The 13,969-nt window shown below is 47.2% G+C and carries 18 protein-coding genes; 11 read left to right on the top strand and 7 right to left on the bottom strand.

What is annotated here, in order from left to right; translation table 11 throughout:
• Positions 1-76: 76 nt before the first annotated feature.
• Positions 77-940: a universal stress protein gene (locus H6G46_RS14250; protein ID WP_010872145.1), complete on the top strand. Its 864-nt coding sequence runs from the start codon at positions 77-79 to the stop codon at positions 938-940.
• Here the strand turns inward: H6G46_RS14250 and H6G46_RS14255 are convergent.
• On the bottom strand, positions 926-1,930 hold the full coding sequence (locus H6G46_RS14255; RefSeq protein ID WP_010872146.1) for an NAD(P)/FAD-dependent oxidoreductase: 1,005 nt from the start codon (positions 1,928-1,930) through the stop codon (positions 926-928). The two genes, H6G46_RS14250 and H6G46_RS14255, sit on opposite strands and share 15 nt — an antisense overlap.
• 153 nt (positions 1,931-2,083) lie before the next feature.
• On the opposite strand from H6G46_RS14255, the gene H6G46_RS14260 reads away from it, so the two are divergent.
• The 7 genes from H6G46_RS14260 to H6G46_RS14290 all read left to right on the top strand — a co-directional run bounded on the left by H6G46_RS14260 (position 2,084) and on the right by H6G46_RS14290 (position 7,338).
• Complete coding sequence (locus H6G46_RS14260; protein WP_010872147.1) at positions 2,084-2,620, top strand: SH3 domain-containing protein; 537 nt, start codon at positions 2,084-2,086, stop codon at positions 2,618-2,620.
• Between the two features lie 359 nt (positions 2,621-2,979).
• On the top strand, positions 2,980-3,243 hold the full coding sequence (locus tag H6G46_RS14265; RefSeq protein WP_010872148.1) for a DUF6761 family protein: 264 nt from the start codon (positions 2,980-2,982) through the stop codon (positions 3,241-3,243).
• 175 nt (positions 3,244-3,418) lie between these two features.
• Positions 3,419-5,146 carry a succinate dehydrogenase/fumarate reductase flavoprotein subunit gene (locus H6G46_RS14270; protein WP_010872149.1) on the top strand — a complete coding sequence of 576 codons (1,728 nt, stop codon included), beginning with the start codon at positions 3,419-3,421 and terminating at the stop codon, positions 5,144-5,146.
• Positions 5,147-5,277: 131 nt separating this feature from the next.
• Positions 5,278-5,445, top strand: a complete 168-nt coding sequence (locus H6G46_RS14275; RefSeq protein ID WP_014407092.1) for a PCP reductase family protein — start codon at positions 5,278-5,280, stop codon at positions 5,443-5,445.
• Positions 5,446-5,496: 51 nt separating this feature from the next.
• On the top strand, positions 5,497-5,841 hold the full coding sequence (locus H6G46_RS14280; RefSeq protein ID WP_010872151.1) for a histidine triad nucleotide-binding protein: 345 nt from the start codon (positions 5,497-5,499) through the stop codon (positions 5,839-5,841).
• A gap of 45 nt (positions 5,842-5,886) precedes the next feature.
• On the top strand, positions 5,887-6,768 hold the full coding sequence (locus H6G46_RS14285) for an alpha/beta fold hydrolase (RefSeq protein WP_010872152.1): 882 nt from the start codon (positions 5,887-5,889) through the stop codon (positions 6,766-6,768).
• Positions 6,769-6,804: 36 nt separating this feature from the next.
• Entirely contained in the window at positions 6,805-7,338 is a 534-nt protein-coding gene (locus tag H6G46_RS14290; protein WP_010872153.1) for a DUF192 domain-containing protein, read from the top strand.
• Between the two features lie 66 nt (positions 7,339-7,404).
• Here the strand turns inward: H6G46_RS14290 and H6G46_RS14295 are convergent, their stop codons facing one another.
• The 3 genes from H6G46_RS14295 to H6G46_RS14305 form a co-directional block, all read right to left on the bottom strand.
• Positions 7,405-7,581 (bottom strand): bacterioferritin-associated ferredoxin, encoded by a 177-nt coding sequence (locus tag H6G46_RS14295; protein WP_010872154.1) that lies wholly within the window; start codon positions 7,579-7,581, stop codon positions 7,405-7,407.
• Positions 7,582-7,802: 221 nt separating this feature from the next.
• On the bottom strand, positions 7,803-9,254 hold the full coding sequence (locus H6G46_RS14300; protein WP_010872155.1) for a hypothetical protein: 1,452 nt from the start codon (positions 9,252-9,254) through the stop codon (positions 7,803-7,805).
• A gap of 35 nt (positions 9,255-9,289) precedes the next feature.
• Positions 9,290-9,718 (bottom strand): GtrA family protein, encoded by a 429-nt coding sequence (locus tag H6G46_RS14305; RefSeq protein WP_010872156.1) that lies wholly within the window; start codon positions 9,716-9,718, stop codon positions 9,290-9,292.
• A 174-nt stretch (positions 9,719-9,892) separates the two neighbouring features.
• Between H6G46_RS14305 and H6G46_RS14310 the strand changes: the two genes are divergently transcribed.
• On the top strand, positions 9,893-11,245 hold the full coding sequence (locus H6G46_RS14310) for a cytosine deaminase (protein WP_010872157.1): 1,353 nt from the start codon (positions 9,893-9,895) through the stop codon (positions 11,243-11,245).
• 48 nt (positions 11,246-11,293) lie between these two features.
• On the opposite strand, the gene H6G46_RS14315 is transcribed toward H6G46_RS14310, so the two are convergent.
• The 3 genes from H6G46_RS14315 to H6G46_RS14325 all read right to left on the bottom strand — a co-directional run bounded on the left by H6G46_RS14315 (position 11,294) and on the right by H6G46_RS14325 (position 13,295).
• Complete coding sequence (locus tag H6G46_RS14315) at positions 11,294-11,641, bottom strand: type II toxin-antitoxin system PemK/MazF family toxin (RefSeq protein WP_010872158.1); 348 nt, start codon at positions 11,639-11,641, stop codon at positions 11,294-11,296.
• The gene (locus H6G46_RS14320) at positions 11,638-11,904 is read right to left on the bottom strand and encodes a hypothetical protein (RefSeq protein ID WP_010872159.1); all 267 of its coding nucleotides are present in this window, start codon (positions 11,902-11,904) and stop codon (positions 11,638-11,640) included. Before H6G46_RS14320 ends, H6G46_RS14315 begins: the two co-directional genes overlap by 4 nt.
• A 500-nt stretch (positions 11,905-12,404) precedes the next feature.
• A complete protein-coding gene (locus tag H6G46_RS14325; RefSeq protein ID WP_010872160.1) occupies positions 12,405-13,295 on the bottom strand; it encodes an alpha/beta hydrolase in 891 nt (296 codons plus the stop codon).
• Between the two features lie 52 nt (positions 13,296-13,347).
• Here H6G46_RS14325 and H6G46_RS14330 point away from each other — a divergent pair, with 52 nt between their 5' ends.
• Together H6G46_RS14330 and grxC are read left to right on the top strand one after the other, a co-directional pair.
• Complete coding sequence (locus H6G46_RS14330; protein WP_020861597.1) at positions 13,348-13,617, top strand: hypothetical protein; 270 nt, start codon at positions 13,348-13,350, stop codon at positions 13,615-13,617.
• An 82-nt stretch (positions 13,618-13,699) separates the two neighbouring features.
• On the top strand, positions 13,700-13,966 hold the full coding sequence (gene grxC, locus H6G46_RS14335) for a glutaredoxin 3 (RefSeq protein ID WP_010872162.1): 267 nt from the start codon (positions 13,700-13,702) through the stop codon (positions 13,964-13,966).
• Positions 13,967-13,969: the final 3 nt, after the last annotated feature.

Here is a 13,969-nt window from a genome sequence, read left to right on the forward strand (position 1 = left end):
GAGCGAAATTGGGGGAACTGGCCACGCTTTTTTAAAACTTACACATCACTAATTATTTTTTGGGAATGTTACCATTGTGAAAAATATTTTGCTTTGCACTGATGGATCGGATTTCGCTCAGCAAAGTTATCCCTACGCCGCCTGGTTAGCCAGTAAATTAGGCGGCAATATCAAGGTTTTATACGTTACTGATATCCGGGCCCAAAAGGCAGTGGAATCGGTCAATTTGAGTGGCAGTATTGGCTTAGGAACTTCTGAAGAATTATTAAAACAATTGGTGGATTTAGAACATACTAAAGCCAAACTTAATCATCAAAAGGCGAAACTGGTCCTGGCAACGGCTAAAAACACTCTCCAGCAAGCTGGCATAGAATCGGTGCAGGTTATGCACAAAACAGGTTTTTTATTGGATTGTCTAGAAGATTTGAAGGGCGATTTTGATGTAATTATCCTGGGGAAAAGAGGGGAAACAGCTAAATTTGCCCAGGGCCATTTGGGAGCCAATATGGAGAGAATTATTCGCAGTATTCCCAAGCCCTGTTTGGTTACTCCAAAGCAGTTTCAAACCATTACCAAAGTTCTTTTTGCCTATGACGGTAGTGCCAGTTGCCAAAAAATTCTGCAGTTTTTGGCCGGTTCCTCCCTGTTGGCTGATTTGCCCCTACACATTGTCACGGTGGGGAAAACCAACCAAGACCCCCAGGCGATCGCCAATTTGGGTACAGCCGAAAAAGTCTTGGAAAAAGCTGGTTTTAAGCTCGAGGTGGAATTGTTGGTGGGCCATGCGGAAGAAGCCATTGTTCGTTACCAGGAAGATAACGCCATTGATTTATTGTTAATGGGGGCCCATGGCCATAGCCGTATTCGCCATTTGGTTATCGGTAGTACCACCGCCCAAGTTCTACGAAAAACTTCCATTCCGGTTCTAACCTTTCGCTAGGGAATTCAATAAATGCTCGGCGATCGCCAATCCCGATAGGGCTGCTCCTTCCACTTTGCCGCCATGGAAAGCATCTCCCCCAAAGTAAACTGGGCCAGGAAAATCGCCAAAGAGAAAGGGTTGATCGAGGGGATTTTGGGGATGGCTATAGCGCCAGAGATGCAAGTGGGAAGCCAACACCGCTGAACCTGACCAGGGTTGGGCCGCGGCGGTCATTAATGCGATTACCTGTTCCGTATCGGTGGCTAAATAATGACGACTAAACTCTGGGCCTGCTTGCACTGTCACTCCGTAGCCATGGGGAGAAATTCCTTTTTTCGTACTGCAAGCCATCCAAGCCAAGGGTTCCCCCGATAACCAAAGACCACCGGGGTCAGGCACTAAACTGGGTTGTTCCAACAGTAAAGATAAACTGAAACAAGGGTCATATACCACCCCAGTCAAAGTCTGTTGAATATCGGCGGGCAAATTGATGTTAGATACTGTCAATAATTCTAGGGTTTGGGGTAACGGGGCCGTCACCACTAGGCGATCGCCTTGGTAAATCCCCCCGGAATCACAGTGAATTTGCCAAATATTATCCTGCCAGTGAAAAGCATTAACCTTTTCCTGATTAACTACTTTCAAATCCTGGGCGAGGTATTGGGCCAAACTGCGATTGCTCGGTTCCCCTCGATATAGCTTTACCCCCTGACTGCGGATTGTGCCTGTTTCCGTACCCATCCCTTCTGCCCAAACCTTGACCACCCCTGCCTTAATCCAATCCTCCACCCAAGCAAGAAAAAGGGGATGCTGGGCTTTGAAATATTGGGCCCCAAAATCGAAACATCCCACTGCGTCCCCATGGCGTAATCTCCGGGAAGCCAGTCTGCCCCCTATGCCCTTGCCTTTATCCAACACGGTGACCTCCAAGCCCTGGAGTTGCAACACCACCGCCGCCATTAAACCGCAGAGACCACCACCCACAATAACCACGGATATTTGCTTCATTTCTGTTAAATTTTTGTTAATTTTAATTACCTAATCGTTTCATTGATCGAGCTAGTTAACCCTTTGAAGAGGAGGTAACAACTAGTCAACTATAATGTTAGATGGAAATCAAAATCTTTTCAGAATTTGCGTCGAATTCAATGGTGATTCACCATGAAAGGTCACATCAATGCTCCGGAAAAAGTTTCTCCCCACCGTATCTTGAAACTCTTTAACTTGATGGCCGTGTTTGGTCTGTTGGGGCAAGGTTTTTGGTTGCAAGCCCCTGCCTTGGGCCAAAATGCTCTCACCGTCTGTGGGGCAGAAACCGGCAGGGTCTATTTACGGGATCGTCCTAGCAATGCTAGTCAAAATGCTAACCGCACCCTAGCCAACGGCACCCCTGTGCGAGGATACGAATATCGCAACGGCTTTGTTTTTGTGGAAACCGTCAATGGTTTTTCGGGGTGGGTCACAGAACGCTATCTTTGTGGCAGTTCCCCCGTTGGAAGTTCCCCTTCCTATATCTGTGGTGCCGAAACGGGACGGGTATATTTGCGCGATCGCCCCAGCAATAGCAGCCAAAATGCCAACCGCACCCTGAGCAATGGCACTGCAGTTAGTACCGAGGGTTATAGCAACGGTTTCTTCCTGGTGGAAACCATGGACGGCATGAGAGGCTGGGTGACAGAGCGTTATGTTTGTCCTTGATGGAAAAATGGGAAATGATATTGTAAAGTCTTTTCCTCAATAATCCTAAAACAACACTAAAACTGAAAGAATCAAATTACTTCCAACCAGCCTTGGCCATGAAGGTTAACTTTAACTAGCGGACAGCGCCCGGTTGAGGGTATTTCGCGGGTAGCCAGGGATAGATGTCCGATGAATTAATTGAAAATCTTTAGAGATAAATCTGGAGCACTGTGCCGCAAAGATACTTAGCCAGATGGGCAAGGTGAAAGTCAATGGTGATCATTGGTTAACCTATGGGGCTCAATAAAACTTTCCAAAGGTATTCCCGTCTCGTTAGAATCAGAGGTAATTCCCGAAATAGTCAGTGAATCATAACCATGTCCATAATGTTGCAAGACCCCCAAATCATTCGTTTCTATCAAAAGTTAACTGATGCGATGGTGGATTTATGGAACCGTAGTCGTTCGATGGATGAAATCCGCCTCTATGTGGATGGGTTTATTGCCTGTCTGCGTTTCAGCAACCAAATTGAACCCTACTTGATCCACCGTCTGGAGGAAGAAGTCTTTGCTTTTTTAAGAGACCCTTCCAACTTCAGTTACCCTGCTTTTGAAACTGAGAAAGACTACGACTACTTTTAGCAAAATTCAGTTAATTCGTTGATCAATTAATCACCTAGCTAATCCATAGTTGAAAATAGTTAGAAAAATATACACAGGTGGGGCAAAAAAAATTGATCAATCACCAAAAATGATTCAGCATTAGGGAAGGCAGGCCCCTAGGGATTGTCATTGTTGCTTCTTTGAAGGTTTTTCCATGCTCGAACAGGACGTTGTCATTGTCGGTGGGGGTTTAGCCGGTTGTCGGGCCGCCCTAGAAATTAAGCGTCTGGCCCCTGATACCAAAGTGGCGATCGTGGCCAAAACCCATCCCATCCGTTCCCATTCTGTGGCCGCCCAGGGGGGCATTGCAGCCAGTCTGAAAAACGTTGACGCTGAAGATTCCTGGGAAGCCCATGCCTTTGATACGGTGAAGGGATCGGATTATCTAGCGGATCAGGATGCGGTGGAAATTCTCACCAAAGAAGCCCCGGAAGTAATTATTGAGCTAGAACATTTGGGAGTACTTTTTTCCCGTTTACCAGACGGTAAAATTGCCCAGCGGGCCTTTGGCGGCCACTCCCACAATCGCACTTGCTACGCCGCCGATAAAACAGGCCATGCCATTTTGCACGAACTCGTGAATAACCTGCGCCGCAATAAGGTGGAAATTTACGATGAGTGGTATGTGATGAAACTCATCTACGAAGAAGGTGAGGCAAAGGGCTTGGTGATGTATGAAATTGCCACCGGTCGCATTGAAATTGTCCGAGCTAAGGCGGTGATGGTCGCCACGGGGGGCTACGGCCGGGTTTATAACACTACTTCCAATGACTACGCTTCCACTGGGGACGGTTTGGCCATGGCGGCGATCGCCGGAATTCCCTTGGAAGATATGGAGTTTGTCCAGTTTCATCCCACGGGGCTATATCCGGTGGGGGTGCTAATTTCCGAAGCAGTGCGGGGGGAAGGAGCTTACTTAATTAATAGTGAAGGGCGCAGGTTTATGGAAGACTATGCCCCCAGTCGTATGGAGTTGGCCCCCAGGGACATCACCTCCCGGGCCATTACCCTGGAAATCCGGGCGGGGCGGGGGGTTAACGCCGATGGCAGTGCTGGCGGCCCCTATGTTTACCTAGATTTGCGCCATATGGGTCGGGAAAAAATTATGAGTCGTATTCCCTTCTGTTGGGAAGAAGCTCACCGTTTAGTGGGCATTGATGCAGTGGAACAACCGATGCCAGTGCGGCCCACAGTGCATTACTGCATGGGGGGCATTCCGGTAAATACCGATGGTCGGGTACGAAAAAATGCCAACGAGTTAACAGAAGGATTTTTTGCTGCGGGGGAATGTGCCTGTGTTTCCGTCCATGGGGGCAATCGTTTAGGCAGTAACTCCCTGTTGGAATGTGTGGTTTATGGTCGTCGCACGGGCCGGAGCATTGCCGAATATGTCCAAGGGCGATCGCTCCCGGAAATTGACGAAGCAGTTTATAAAACTGAGGCCCAAACCCGCATTGATCAGCTTCTTAACCAACAGGGTACAGTGCGTATTAACACCCTGCGCCAAGCTTTTCAGGATTGCATGACCAGCCATTGTGGGGTGTTCCGCTCCGAATCCTTTATGGCAGAAGGTTTGGAACAGGTACAAAATCTTAAAGCCCAGTACGGGCAAATCTTTTTGGACGATAAACAACCGCAATGGAATACGGAAGTTATTGAAGCCCTAGAACTGCAAAGCATTATGGCAGTGGGGGAATTGATTTTAACTTCTGCGATCCAACGCCAGGAAAGTCGGGGTTCCCATGCTCGGGAAGATTTTCCCAGTCGGGATGATGAACAATTCTTGCGCCACACCTTAGCCAGTTTTGACGGCGAACAAATAAAAGTGGAATATATGCCGGTGGTCATTAATCGCTTTGAACCGAAGGAGCGTAAATATTAACTTCCCTTAGCTTCAAACAAAAATACAAGGAGATTCTTTCATAGCCTATGCTTTGGCACGTATTTTACGGTCGCGGTAGAATGCTTTTGTCAAATCATGCCCAAGGGCGAAATTTCAGACCCATTTTTGTAATGAGTGATCCTATTAGTTGGACTGCCGAAGCAACGGAGCGTTTAAAGGAAATTCCTTTTTTCGTTCGTCCTGCCGCCCGTAAAAAAATCGAAAATTTTGCCAGGGAAGCAGGAATCACAGAGATAACGGAAACGGTCTACGAGCAAGCTAAACAAAAGTTCAATTAGCTTAGCCCCGTTGGTAAGTTAATCTGAATAGCGTCAGTTTAGGTTTAAACCATGGCAGAAGATACCATTTTCAGTAAAATTATCCGTCGGGAAATTCCAGCGGCGATCGTCTATGAAGATGATCTTTGCCTAGCTTTCAAGGATGTTAATCCCCAAGCGCCAGTCCATGTGCTTTTAATCCCCAAAAAGCCTTTACCCCAATTGTCAGCGGCCACCCCGGAAGACCATGCCCTACTGGGTCATCTTTTGCTCAAAGCCAAGGAAGTAGCGGCGGATCTAGGCATTGGCGATCAATTTCGCTTAGTCATTAATAACGGGGCGGAAGTGGGGCAAACTGTGTTCCATCTCCACCTCCATATCCTTGGCGGTCGCCCTTTTAGCTGGCCTCCGGGTTAAGGGGTTATGATGGGAAAATAAATTCACTTAACAATTCTTAACGAAATGCAGTCCTTTTCGCCCCAGATCACCGCACCCACAGGTAATTATTGGCACTGGCAAGGGCATGAGATCTACTATGTCCGGGCCGGACAACCCCAGCCGGATCGACCTTCTTTACTTTTAGTGCACGGCTTTGGTGCTTCCACTGACCATTGGCGTAAAAACATTGAAGGACTCCAAGACCAGTTTCAGGTGTGGGCGATTGATCTGTTGGGCTTCGGGCGATCGGCTAAACCGGCTCTGGAATATAGCGGCCAACTGTGGGAACAGCAGTTACTGGATTTTATTGACCAGGTGATTGGGGAAAAAACCGTGGTGGCGGGCAATTCCCTAGGGGGTTACGCTTCCCTCTGTGCGGCGGCCAACGGTGGCGACAAAATTGCCGGGGTGGTGTTGCTCAATAGTGCCGGGCCATTTGGTGATCAAATTAGTGAGCGCGGTATTAATTTTGTGCAAAAAGCAATTCAAAGCTTGATGCTCCAGCCCCTACCCAGTTACTTACTGTTTCAATATTTGCGGCGCAAACCCACCATTCGGAAGACCTTACAAAAAGTTTACGTAGATCAAACAGCAGTGACCGATCGCCTGGTGGAAGAAATTTATCGTCCTTCCTGTGATGGGGGGGCGGCCCAGGTGTTTGCCTCGGTGTTTAAATCTCCCCAGGGGGAAATGGTGGATAAACTCCTGGCTAAATTACAAGCGCCCCTGTTGGCTATTTGGGGACAGGGGGATCCTTGGATGCGGGTCAAGGAAAGGAGTGTTAAGTTTCGACAACATTACCCCCAACTAACGGAGCATTTTTTGCCGGCGGGCCACTGTCCCCACGACGAAGATCCGTCCACTGTCAATCAGTTAATGCGGGATTGGTTAGCTACCATTGGTTAGTCCCCTATGGTTTGGGGTTGATCCCCACCGTTTGCCATGACCCCATTGACTTTTCGTAACTTAGGTCAATCTAAAGCCCCATCTATTGCGCGGACTTTGGTAACCATTGGCTTGGGTATTGGATTGGCAATGGGGACGGTGGGGTGTAGCCCTAGTTATTCCCGATCGCCGCTGGTGGAATCTTTACCTCTGACGGCCAAGGTAACCATTGGTTCGGAAACAATTCTGTTGGAAGTCGCCACAACTCCTGCCCAGCAGGCCCAGGGCTTGATGTTTCGCACCGAACTAGCTGGTGATCGGGGGATGTTATTCACTTTTCCAGAACCCAGAATTGCCCGCTTTTGGATGAAAAATACCCTGATTCCCCTGGATATGATCTTTTTGCGGGATGGGCAAATTAAACAAATTATTACGAACGTTCCCCCCTGTAAAGCCGATCCTTGTCCCAACTACGGCCCCCTCAACCAAGAGGTTAACCAGGTGTTGGAGCTGGGGGCAGGACGGGCGCAGCAATTAGGTTTGGAAGTTGACCAAGTGCTGGAATTTTTGCCCCTGTCGGGTAGTTTATAGTTTGAAGATTATTATCGTTAGTGCTTATATCTTTTCAGCCTAATACTCAATTTTTCTAACTCCCATCTAGGTTAATTTCCTTCTGGCGATCGCCTCTAGCACCTGGCAAGCATGGCCTTGGCAGACACCGCAGTCAGCCCCTACTCCCATGGACTCGGACAACTCTTCTAGGGAGGTTATGCCCTGCTGGGCAGCCGCTTCAATTTGCTTATCGCTAATACCCCGGCAAACGCAGATATACATAAGGACTTTTCCGTAAATTTTGAGAGAAGATTTTATAGAAAGCTATTGCAAATTATTTTCATTATGCATCAACAGGGCAGAAAAAACAATTTTTTGGGGCCGGTTTGCCGTAGGTGCAAAGGCTAGACAGAATTACAAGTTACTTTTGCCGGGGTCTACCCCCTATAGCCCTTAAATAATAGACTCTATGCACTATCTTGCTGAATGGTTCTCAATGTCCATCAAAATTTTTCCAGAAGATGACTAACAAAAAAGGGAATGACTTCAAATTGATTTTGATATAGTTCCACCAACGTCACTGGAGCTTCCGGTGGAATCATGCCCGATTGATACTGCAAAACAATTAGCATATTCCAAAAAGCAAAAAACGCTGTGACAAAAGCAGCCCATTTTTGCCAGCGACGACCAGAAATTTTTTGCCAAAAATTAGCTATGCCAAATACAAATAAAAAAGTGCAATTACTAAACATTCTCCCCCCCACACTAGCGCCCTGCCACCAAGACCACCAAGCGGCAATAAAGTAAACTTGAGCCAAGAAAGTTACCAACAAAATGGTGTTTAAACGGGGCAACAGTCTCCAACCTAGCACTAAACCAACCACCGCTAGTAAGGTTATGGGGTGCCAAATAAATAAGCCCCGATGACCGGAGAATAACACTTGCCAAAGGGATGGTTGCAACCAATTGAAACTGCCCCCGTGACCCGTAGCTTGTCCTTCTTCTAAATAGGGAATGCGCTCAATGCCACCATACTGCCAAAGATAAATTAATAGCTGGGGAATTTGCATTAGCATCGCCACTGTCAACATCACTAGCAGTGGTTGCCAAAATTTTCTCTTAGTAATATTGGTAAAAATAGTTTGACTAGCTTTTCCCCAATGAATTGCTGAAATGGTTGTTAAACTCGGTTGTTGATTACCCAATGGTTGCGTTTCAAACCCGATCGCCGCCACCAATATTGGTGCGAGGAAAAACAGCACATCCTGGGGCCGCACCCAAGCGGCAAAGGCGATCGCCAAAGCGAGCATAATCTGCCAACGGCCATCGGTTAACCAAGGTTTAGTGAATATGCCGTACAAAAATAAGGCGATTAAAAAAGCGGAAACTGCATGGGACATGGACACTTCTAGGAATAGGTAATAGCTCAATGGTGAAGCAAACCAAATTCCACCTACGGCCAGTAAACAACTTATGTGGGAAAAATAACGCCGAGCAAAACGATAACTCAGGGCTAAACCAGTGATGCCCAAACCAACGCTTCCCAAGCAATAAAATAGTTCGTAGGGCCAAGACATACCATTGATGGGAATGGCATTATTAAACTGATGTAAAATCAAGGCAACTACATGACCTAGAGCAAAGAATGGTAACAGAACTATGCCTAGCCCCACCGTGTATTTGCTGTATTCTGGAATGGGCCCAAATACCCGGGGACTGCTGTTGAATTGTCCTGCGGTTTCAGCATAATAGCTATATTCGTTATCTACCCTGAGATTACCATCAAATAATAGAGATCTCAGGGGAGTGTAATAGCCCAATCCATCACCGTACACCCCAAAGCCAGTGACAAAAAACTTAAGTAGAAAAATCCCCAGGGTAACAGCTATGGCAATTAAAAAGCAGTATTTAAGATTTTTTTCGTCGTTAATGAAGTGAAAAAATTTACCCATCATTATCCATTCCTTCCATCACACCAATGGGCTACAAATTAAGCTTTCTTTTTCGGTTTACGCCAGACCCAAAGAAAGTTAGTGGCCATGCTCCAAAATACGGTAATCATGGTGGCAACGATAGCCGCTATTTTATGGTCCCAGCCCAATTTATTGCCCAAAATTACAATAATTAAACTCCAGAGAAAAAAGCCACTGAAATTGGCCACATGGTATTCCCAACAGCGTTGCCAAGAAAGGTTAGGATTACGAAATACCCAGAGGTCAATCGCCCCGTAACGAATGATGGTAATGACTTCGGCGGAGAGGACGGAAGCCCAGGTGAGGCCCATGCCGAGGGACACTTTGAACCAATCCAAGAGGACAACGTTCAAAACCATGGCAATAATGCCAATGATCCACCAGCGCACCATGGCGTTTTGCCAAAGGCGTTGTAAATAAACGGGCAAGGTTTCCCTGGTAATCATGGCGAAGTCAGTAAAGGGCAGATAATCCGGCTATTATACTGGTCAATGTTCTAGGAAAATTGGCATCTAATTGCAAATAGGGGCTAAATTTTTCCCCTGCAGGGTAACGCAAAGTTTTGGAGCTTGGCCCTGAATTGATGCAACGGCAAACTGGCAAACTAAATCATCTTTTTTATGTCTTCCCCTCTGGTTCTTCCCAGTGATGGCCACTATTGGCTTAAAAATGCCCATATTCCCCCCAATTTGGTCAAAACCAAGGTAAATTTTCCCGAAAATTTTCAGTTTCCCAGGCCTTGGGAGGATTTAGGACTTTACCATCTAGAAATTGCCGACGGCAAAATCAAAAATATCGTTGCTGTTGGGCAGGGGGAAGAGTCCGATTTAGTTACCGACGATGGTGTCCCCAGGGTGGATTTGAGTAAAAGAATGATCTTGCCCTGTTTTGTGGATATGCATACCCACTTAGATAAGGGCCATATCTGGGGGCGATCGCCAAATGTTGATGGAACCTTTTCTGGAGCCATTGCTAGCACGGAAAGGGATGCTGAATTGCACCATAGCCCAGAAGATATTTACCGCAGAATGGAATTTGCCCTCCAATGTAGCTATGCCCATGGCACGGCAGCGGTGCGTACCCACATAGAAATGGCTGGTCAGAAAAGTCAGATTGCTTGGCAAACTTTTCAACAACTGCGCCAAGCCTGGGCCGATCGCCTAACTTTACAAGGGGTGGCGATGGTTACCACGGATTATTATCTAGGCTCTGCAGGGGAAAAGTTAGCCGACCAGATGGCCCATGGGGGAGGAATTCTGGGGGGAGTGGCCTACGCTGGGCCCCAGGTGGAAGCCCAGTTAACCCGTTTGATGACCCTAGCCCAAGCCAGAAATTTGGCCATTGACCTGCACGTAGACGAAAATGGCGATCGCCGCTCCCGAGTATTGCATCAAGTAGCCGCCATCGCCTTAAAAGTCGGTTTCACCGGTCAAATTGTCTGTGGGCACTGTTGCAGTTTAGATGTGCAATCCCCCCAGCAAGTCCAGCAAACATTGGCTTTAGTCAAACAGGCTAATATCGCTATCATTAGTTTGCCCCTTTGTAACCTGTACCTCCAGGGCCGCCATCAACCCCAGAAACCGGCCTGGAGAGGAATTACCAAAGTTCATGCCATTCACGCGGAGGGCATTCCCCTCGTCTTTGCCAGTGATAACTGTCGGGATCCGTTTTTTCCCTTTGGTGACCATGATGGCCTGGAAATTTTGAACCAATCCGTACGCATTGGCCAATTGGATCCTCCCTACGGTCACTGGTGTGCCACCGTTAATCAAACCCCTGCCCAATTAATGGGACTTGCCGACTACGGCCGCCTTGCTGTGAATGGTCCAGCGGATCTAGTTATCTTTCCAGCCCGTTATTTCAGTGAGATCTTTTCCCGCCCCCAAGGCGATCGCCTAGTGATACGCAAAGGAAAACCCACCCACAAAAAAACACCGCACTACCAAGAGTTAGATGATTTGATGGGAGCTTGAGGCAGTCAGTCCGGCCAAAGCTAATCATATTTGCGGCCAGCCAGTGGACTAACCGAGTTTAAAAACATGGGGAAAAGCACTCTTCACCATCAATCGGTCTTGCTTTGACAGAGAGCCAACACAGTCGAGGATATACTTGTGTTCTAGGGTGAACAGTTTCATCCTCACCACCGAAGGCGTAAACAATCCCGCTGAACGGGTGTCTTCAATGGGGGTATCGAGGGGCCAGGGGGCATTTTTTGCCGAAGTGATCATAGCCATAACACTGTGACCAATGCGGTTATTAAAAGCGGGGGCGTCGGACAAAATTAAAGCGGGGCGACGAATATCAGATTGCCTATCCGTGAAGGGAACTGGGACAATGACGACGTCAAATTGTTCGTAAATTGTATTCATAGGTGTCGGTATGCAGAATTATCAGCTTCAGAATTCCATTCGGTCATAGTGTCGGCGGTGGCAGCCATATAGTCGGCCCCAGCTTCCCCAACTTTGCCGGGGGCAGGACCTTGGGCCCTCTCAGCTTGGGGAAGGACCATTCCCTGGGGGGCAACTAACACAATAACTTCTACGGAAGTACCAGCTGGACACGGTAAATCCTGGAGCAGGAGCGTGCCATCTTCTGTCAATGTCGTAGCTAGTTTGTAAGCATTGATAGACATTATGTAGCAGTGTGAAATGTGGACCCTTTACAACCAAAAGAGTTTTAAATTTTCAACATTATCTTAGGCAATGATGAACCAGTGCAAAATAGATACTGAGGAGAAAATAGTCTTTGGTCGGATAGAAGACATATTAGCAGAAAAGTAAACAATTCGTGGGAATAGTCACCTTTATAATTGTTTTTAACTCCGACAACCATAATCAGTCAGACCATGTATTGTCAATATTTACAGAACCTTTATTAGATAAGCCCTTTGCCCGGGACGACAAGCTAAAGTATGTACTAGTAAAATTCATTACTTTAAGATGAGAACTGTTCTCCAACTTCACTTCTGAATGGTTTTTGTCCCAAATTTTGAACCAGCATGGGGCAGGGACCAAAGTAAACGATAATACTTTTTTCCCATTATTTTCCCAAGGAAATCTCCCTGGGTGGATGCAGTTATTACTTATCAATCTCAAGTTTAAAAGCTAGCTAGAAGATTTTAGGTCTTGGTGGTCATAGGCAAAATTGTCTGAGGGCGGCGGCGGTAGCTTCGGGTTGTTCCAGATGGGGCACATGGCCACAGGCATCAAGCCAGATTAATTGACTCTGGGGCAAAAGATTTTGGAATCGTTCAGCCGCTCTAACACCCAAAATTTTGTCCTGTTTACCCCAAATAATTAGGCTAGGCAAAGTAATTTGCCCCAATTGCTCGGCAAAGGAGCCATAACCACCACTTTTGCTGAAGGCAATCAATCCTTCGCTCCAACCCGGGCAGGTTAAATGGGCAGCGGCACAGAGGCGGGCATCTTCACTGGCTAGACTCCGGTTGTAATAGGCGGTCTGGCCAATACTTTGTCTGACCTGTGGGCTGGCTAAAAAATTGGTTAGCCAACGGTCCAACGGTGGAAACATGAGCCGACTGGCAAAGGGTTGTTTCGCGAGGCCAGCACTATCTATTAGCACTAGTTTTTTGACCCGTTCGGGAAAGCTGAGGCAAAAATCTAGGGCCACTGCTCCCCCCATGGATACCCCCACTAAGGTAATGGGTTCTTGAATAATTGTTTGCCAAAAGTGGTCTAGGTGAATTTTGATGTTGGCTGGGGTGGGTAGTAATATCTTGGATCTAGTTGTGAAACCAAATCCCAGCAAATCAATGGCGATCGCCCGAAAATTTTTTTTGATTAGGGGCAGTAGGCGACGAAACTCCAACACCGAACTGTCAAAGCCATGTATAAAAAGCATGGGTTCCCCCTGGCCTTCATCCATATAGTTGGTGTCCACGGTGATGGCACTGGGGTGGTCTGGGCCATGGATGGTTAGGGAAACTTGTTGCATTTGTCGCCAACATTCCCAGGAGGTTGCTTCAGTAAATGCCGGTGCGGGAAGGGTTAGGGAAGGAGTCATACTCAAATGGTGCTGGCTAAAAATGGCGATCGATAATTGGGGTTAGGAGAAATTGGCCTACCCAAAAACCCCTGGGGAAGCCGTGGTAGGATTAGGCGAAAATAATCTCCCGACGAAAATTGGGGCGAAACTCACTATGGATTCAGGCAAAATCGTGGCCATTGTCACCGGTGCCATCTCAATTATTTTAGCTGTAGCGTATCTAGTTTTAGTACAAATTCTCGACTTTCGTGGCGAAATGGTGCCAGCGCCGATGGAAACCATGGGTCTGCTTACCCACATTACGGCGATCGCCAACGGCTCATTGTTGCCCTTTAGTTGAGCATTGCCCGTTAGTTATCCCCTAACCACGAACAGGGTCAGCTATAATCAGAACCGTACAAATCTTTACATTAAGCGTTGCCATGGCTGTCTCGGCAAAAATTGAAATTTATACATGGAGCACTTGCCCTTTTTGCATGAGAGCCCTGGCTTTATTGAAACGTAAAGGAGTAGAGTTCCAAGAATATTGCATTGACGGCGACAACGAAGCAAGGGAAGCCATGGCGGCAAGGGCCAACGGCAAAAGGAGCTTGCCCCAAATTTTTATTGACGACCAACACATTGGTGGCTGTGATGACATCTATGCCCTAGATGGTGCAGGCAAGTTGGACCCCCTGCTCCATAGTTAGGCT

This window comes from Synechocystis sp. FACHB-908, from assembly GCF_014698595.1.
GTDB lineage: Bacteria > Cyanobacteriota > Cyanobacteriia > Cyanobacteriales > Microcystaceae > Synechocystis.

Excerpts from the sequence above, each read along its gene's own strand:
- H6G46_RS14315 (WP_010872158.1), bottom strand. The coding sequence starts at position 11,641 with ATGAATACAATTTACGAACAATTTGACGTCGTCATTGTCCCAGTTCCC.
- H6G46_RS14270 (WP_010872149.1), top strand. The coding sequence starts at position 3,419 with ATGCTCGAACAGGACGTTGTCATTGTCGGTGGGGGTTTAGCCGGTTGT.
- H6G46_RS14285 (WP_010872152.1), top strand. The coding sequence starts at position 5,887 with ATGCAGTCCTTTTCGCCCCAGATCACCGCACCCACAGGTAATTATTGG.
- H6G46_RS14275 (WP_014407092.1), top strand. The coding sequence starts at position 5,278 with ATGAGTGATCCTATTAGTTGGACTGCCGAAGCAACGGAGCGTTTAAAG.
- H6G46_RS14295 (WP_010872154.1), bottom strand. The coding sequence starts at position 7,581 with ATGTATATCTGCGTTTGCCGGGGTATTAGCGATAAGCAAATTGAAGCG.
- H6G46_RS14310 (WP_010872157.1), top strand. The coding sequence starts at position 9,893 with ATGTCTTCCCCTCTGGTTCTTCCCAGTGATGGCCACTATTGGCTTAAA.
- H6G46_RS14280 (WP_010872151.1), top strand. The coding sequence starts at position 5,497 with ATGGCAGAAGATACCATTTTCAGTAAAATTATCCGTCGGGAAATTCCA.
- H6G46_RS14260 (WP_010872147.1), top strand. The coding sequence starts at position 2,084 with ATGAAAGGTCACATCAATGCTCCGGAAAAAGTTTCTCCCCACCGTATC.
- H6G46_RS14265 (WP_010872148.1), top strand. The coding sequence starts at position 2,980 with ATGTCCATAATGTTGCAAGACCCCCAAATCATTCGTTTCTATCAAAAG.
- H6G46_RS14320 (WP_010872159.1), bottom strand. The coding sequence starts at position 11,904 with ATGTCTATCAATGCTTACAAACTAGCTACGACATTGACAGAAGATGGC.
- H6G46_RS14300 (WP_010872155.1), bottom strand. The coding sequence starts at position 9,254 with ATGATGGGTAAATTTTTTCACTTCATTAACGACGAAAAAAATCTTAAA.
- H6G46_RS14255 (WP_010872146.1), bottom strand. The coding sequence starts at position 1,930 with ATGAAGCAAATATCCGTGGTTATTGTGGGTGGTGGTCTCTGCGGTTTA.
- H6G46_RS14290 (WP_010872153.1), top strand. The coding sequence starts at position 6,805 with ATGACCCCATTGACTTTTCGTAACTTAGGTCAATCTAAAGCCCCATCT.
- H6G46_RS14305 (WP_010872156.1), bottom strand. The coding sequence starts at position 9,718 with ATGATTACCAGGGAAACCTTGCCCGTTTATTTACAACGCCTTTGGCAA.
- H6G46_RS14325 (WP_010872160.1), bottom strand. The coding sequence starts at position 13,295 with ATGACTCCTTCCCTAACCCTTCCCGCACCGGCATTTACTGAAGCAACC.
- grxC (WP_010872162.1), top strand. The coding sequence starts at position 13,700 with ATGGCTGTCTCGGCAAAAATTGAAATTTATACATGGAGCACTTGCCCT.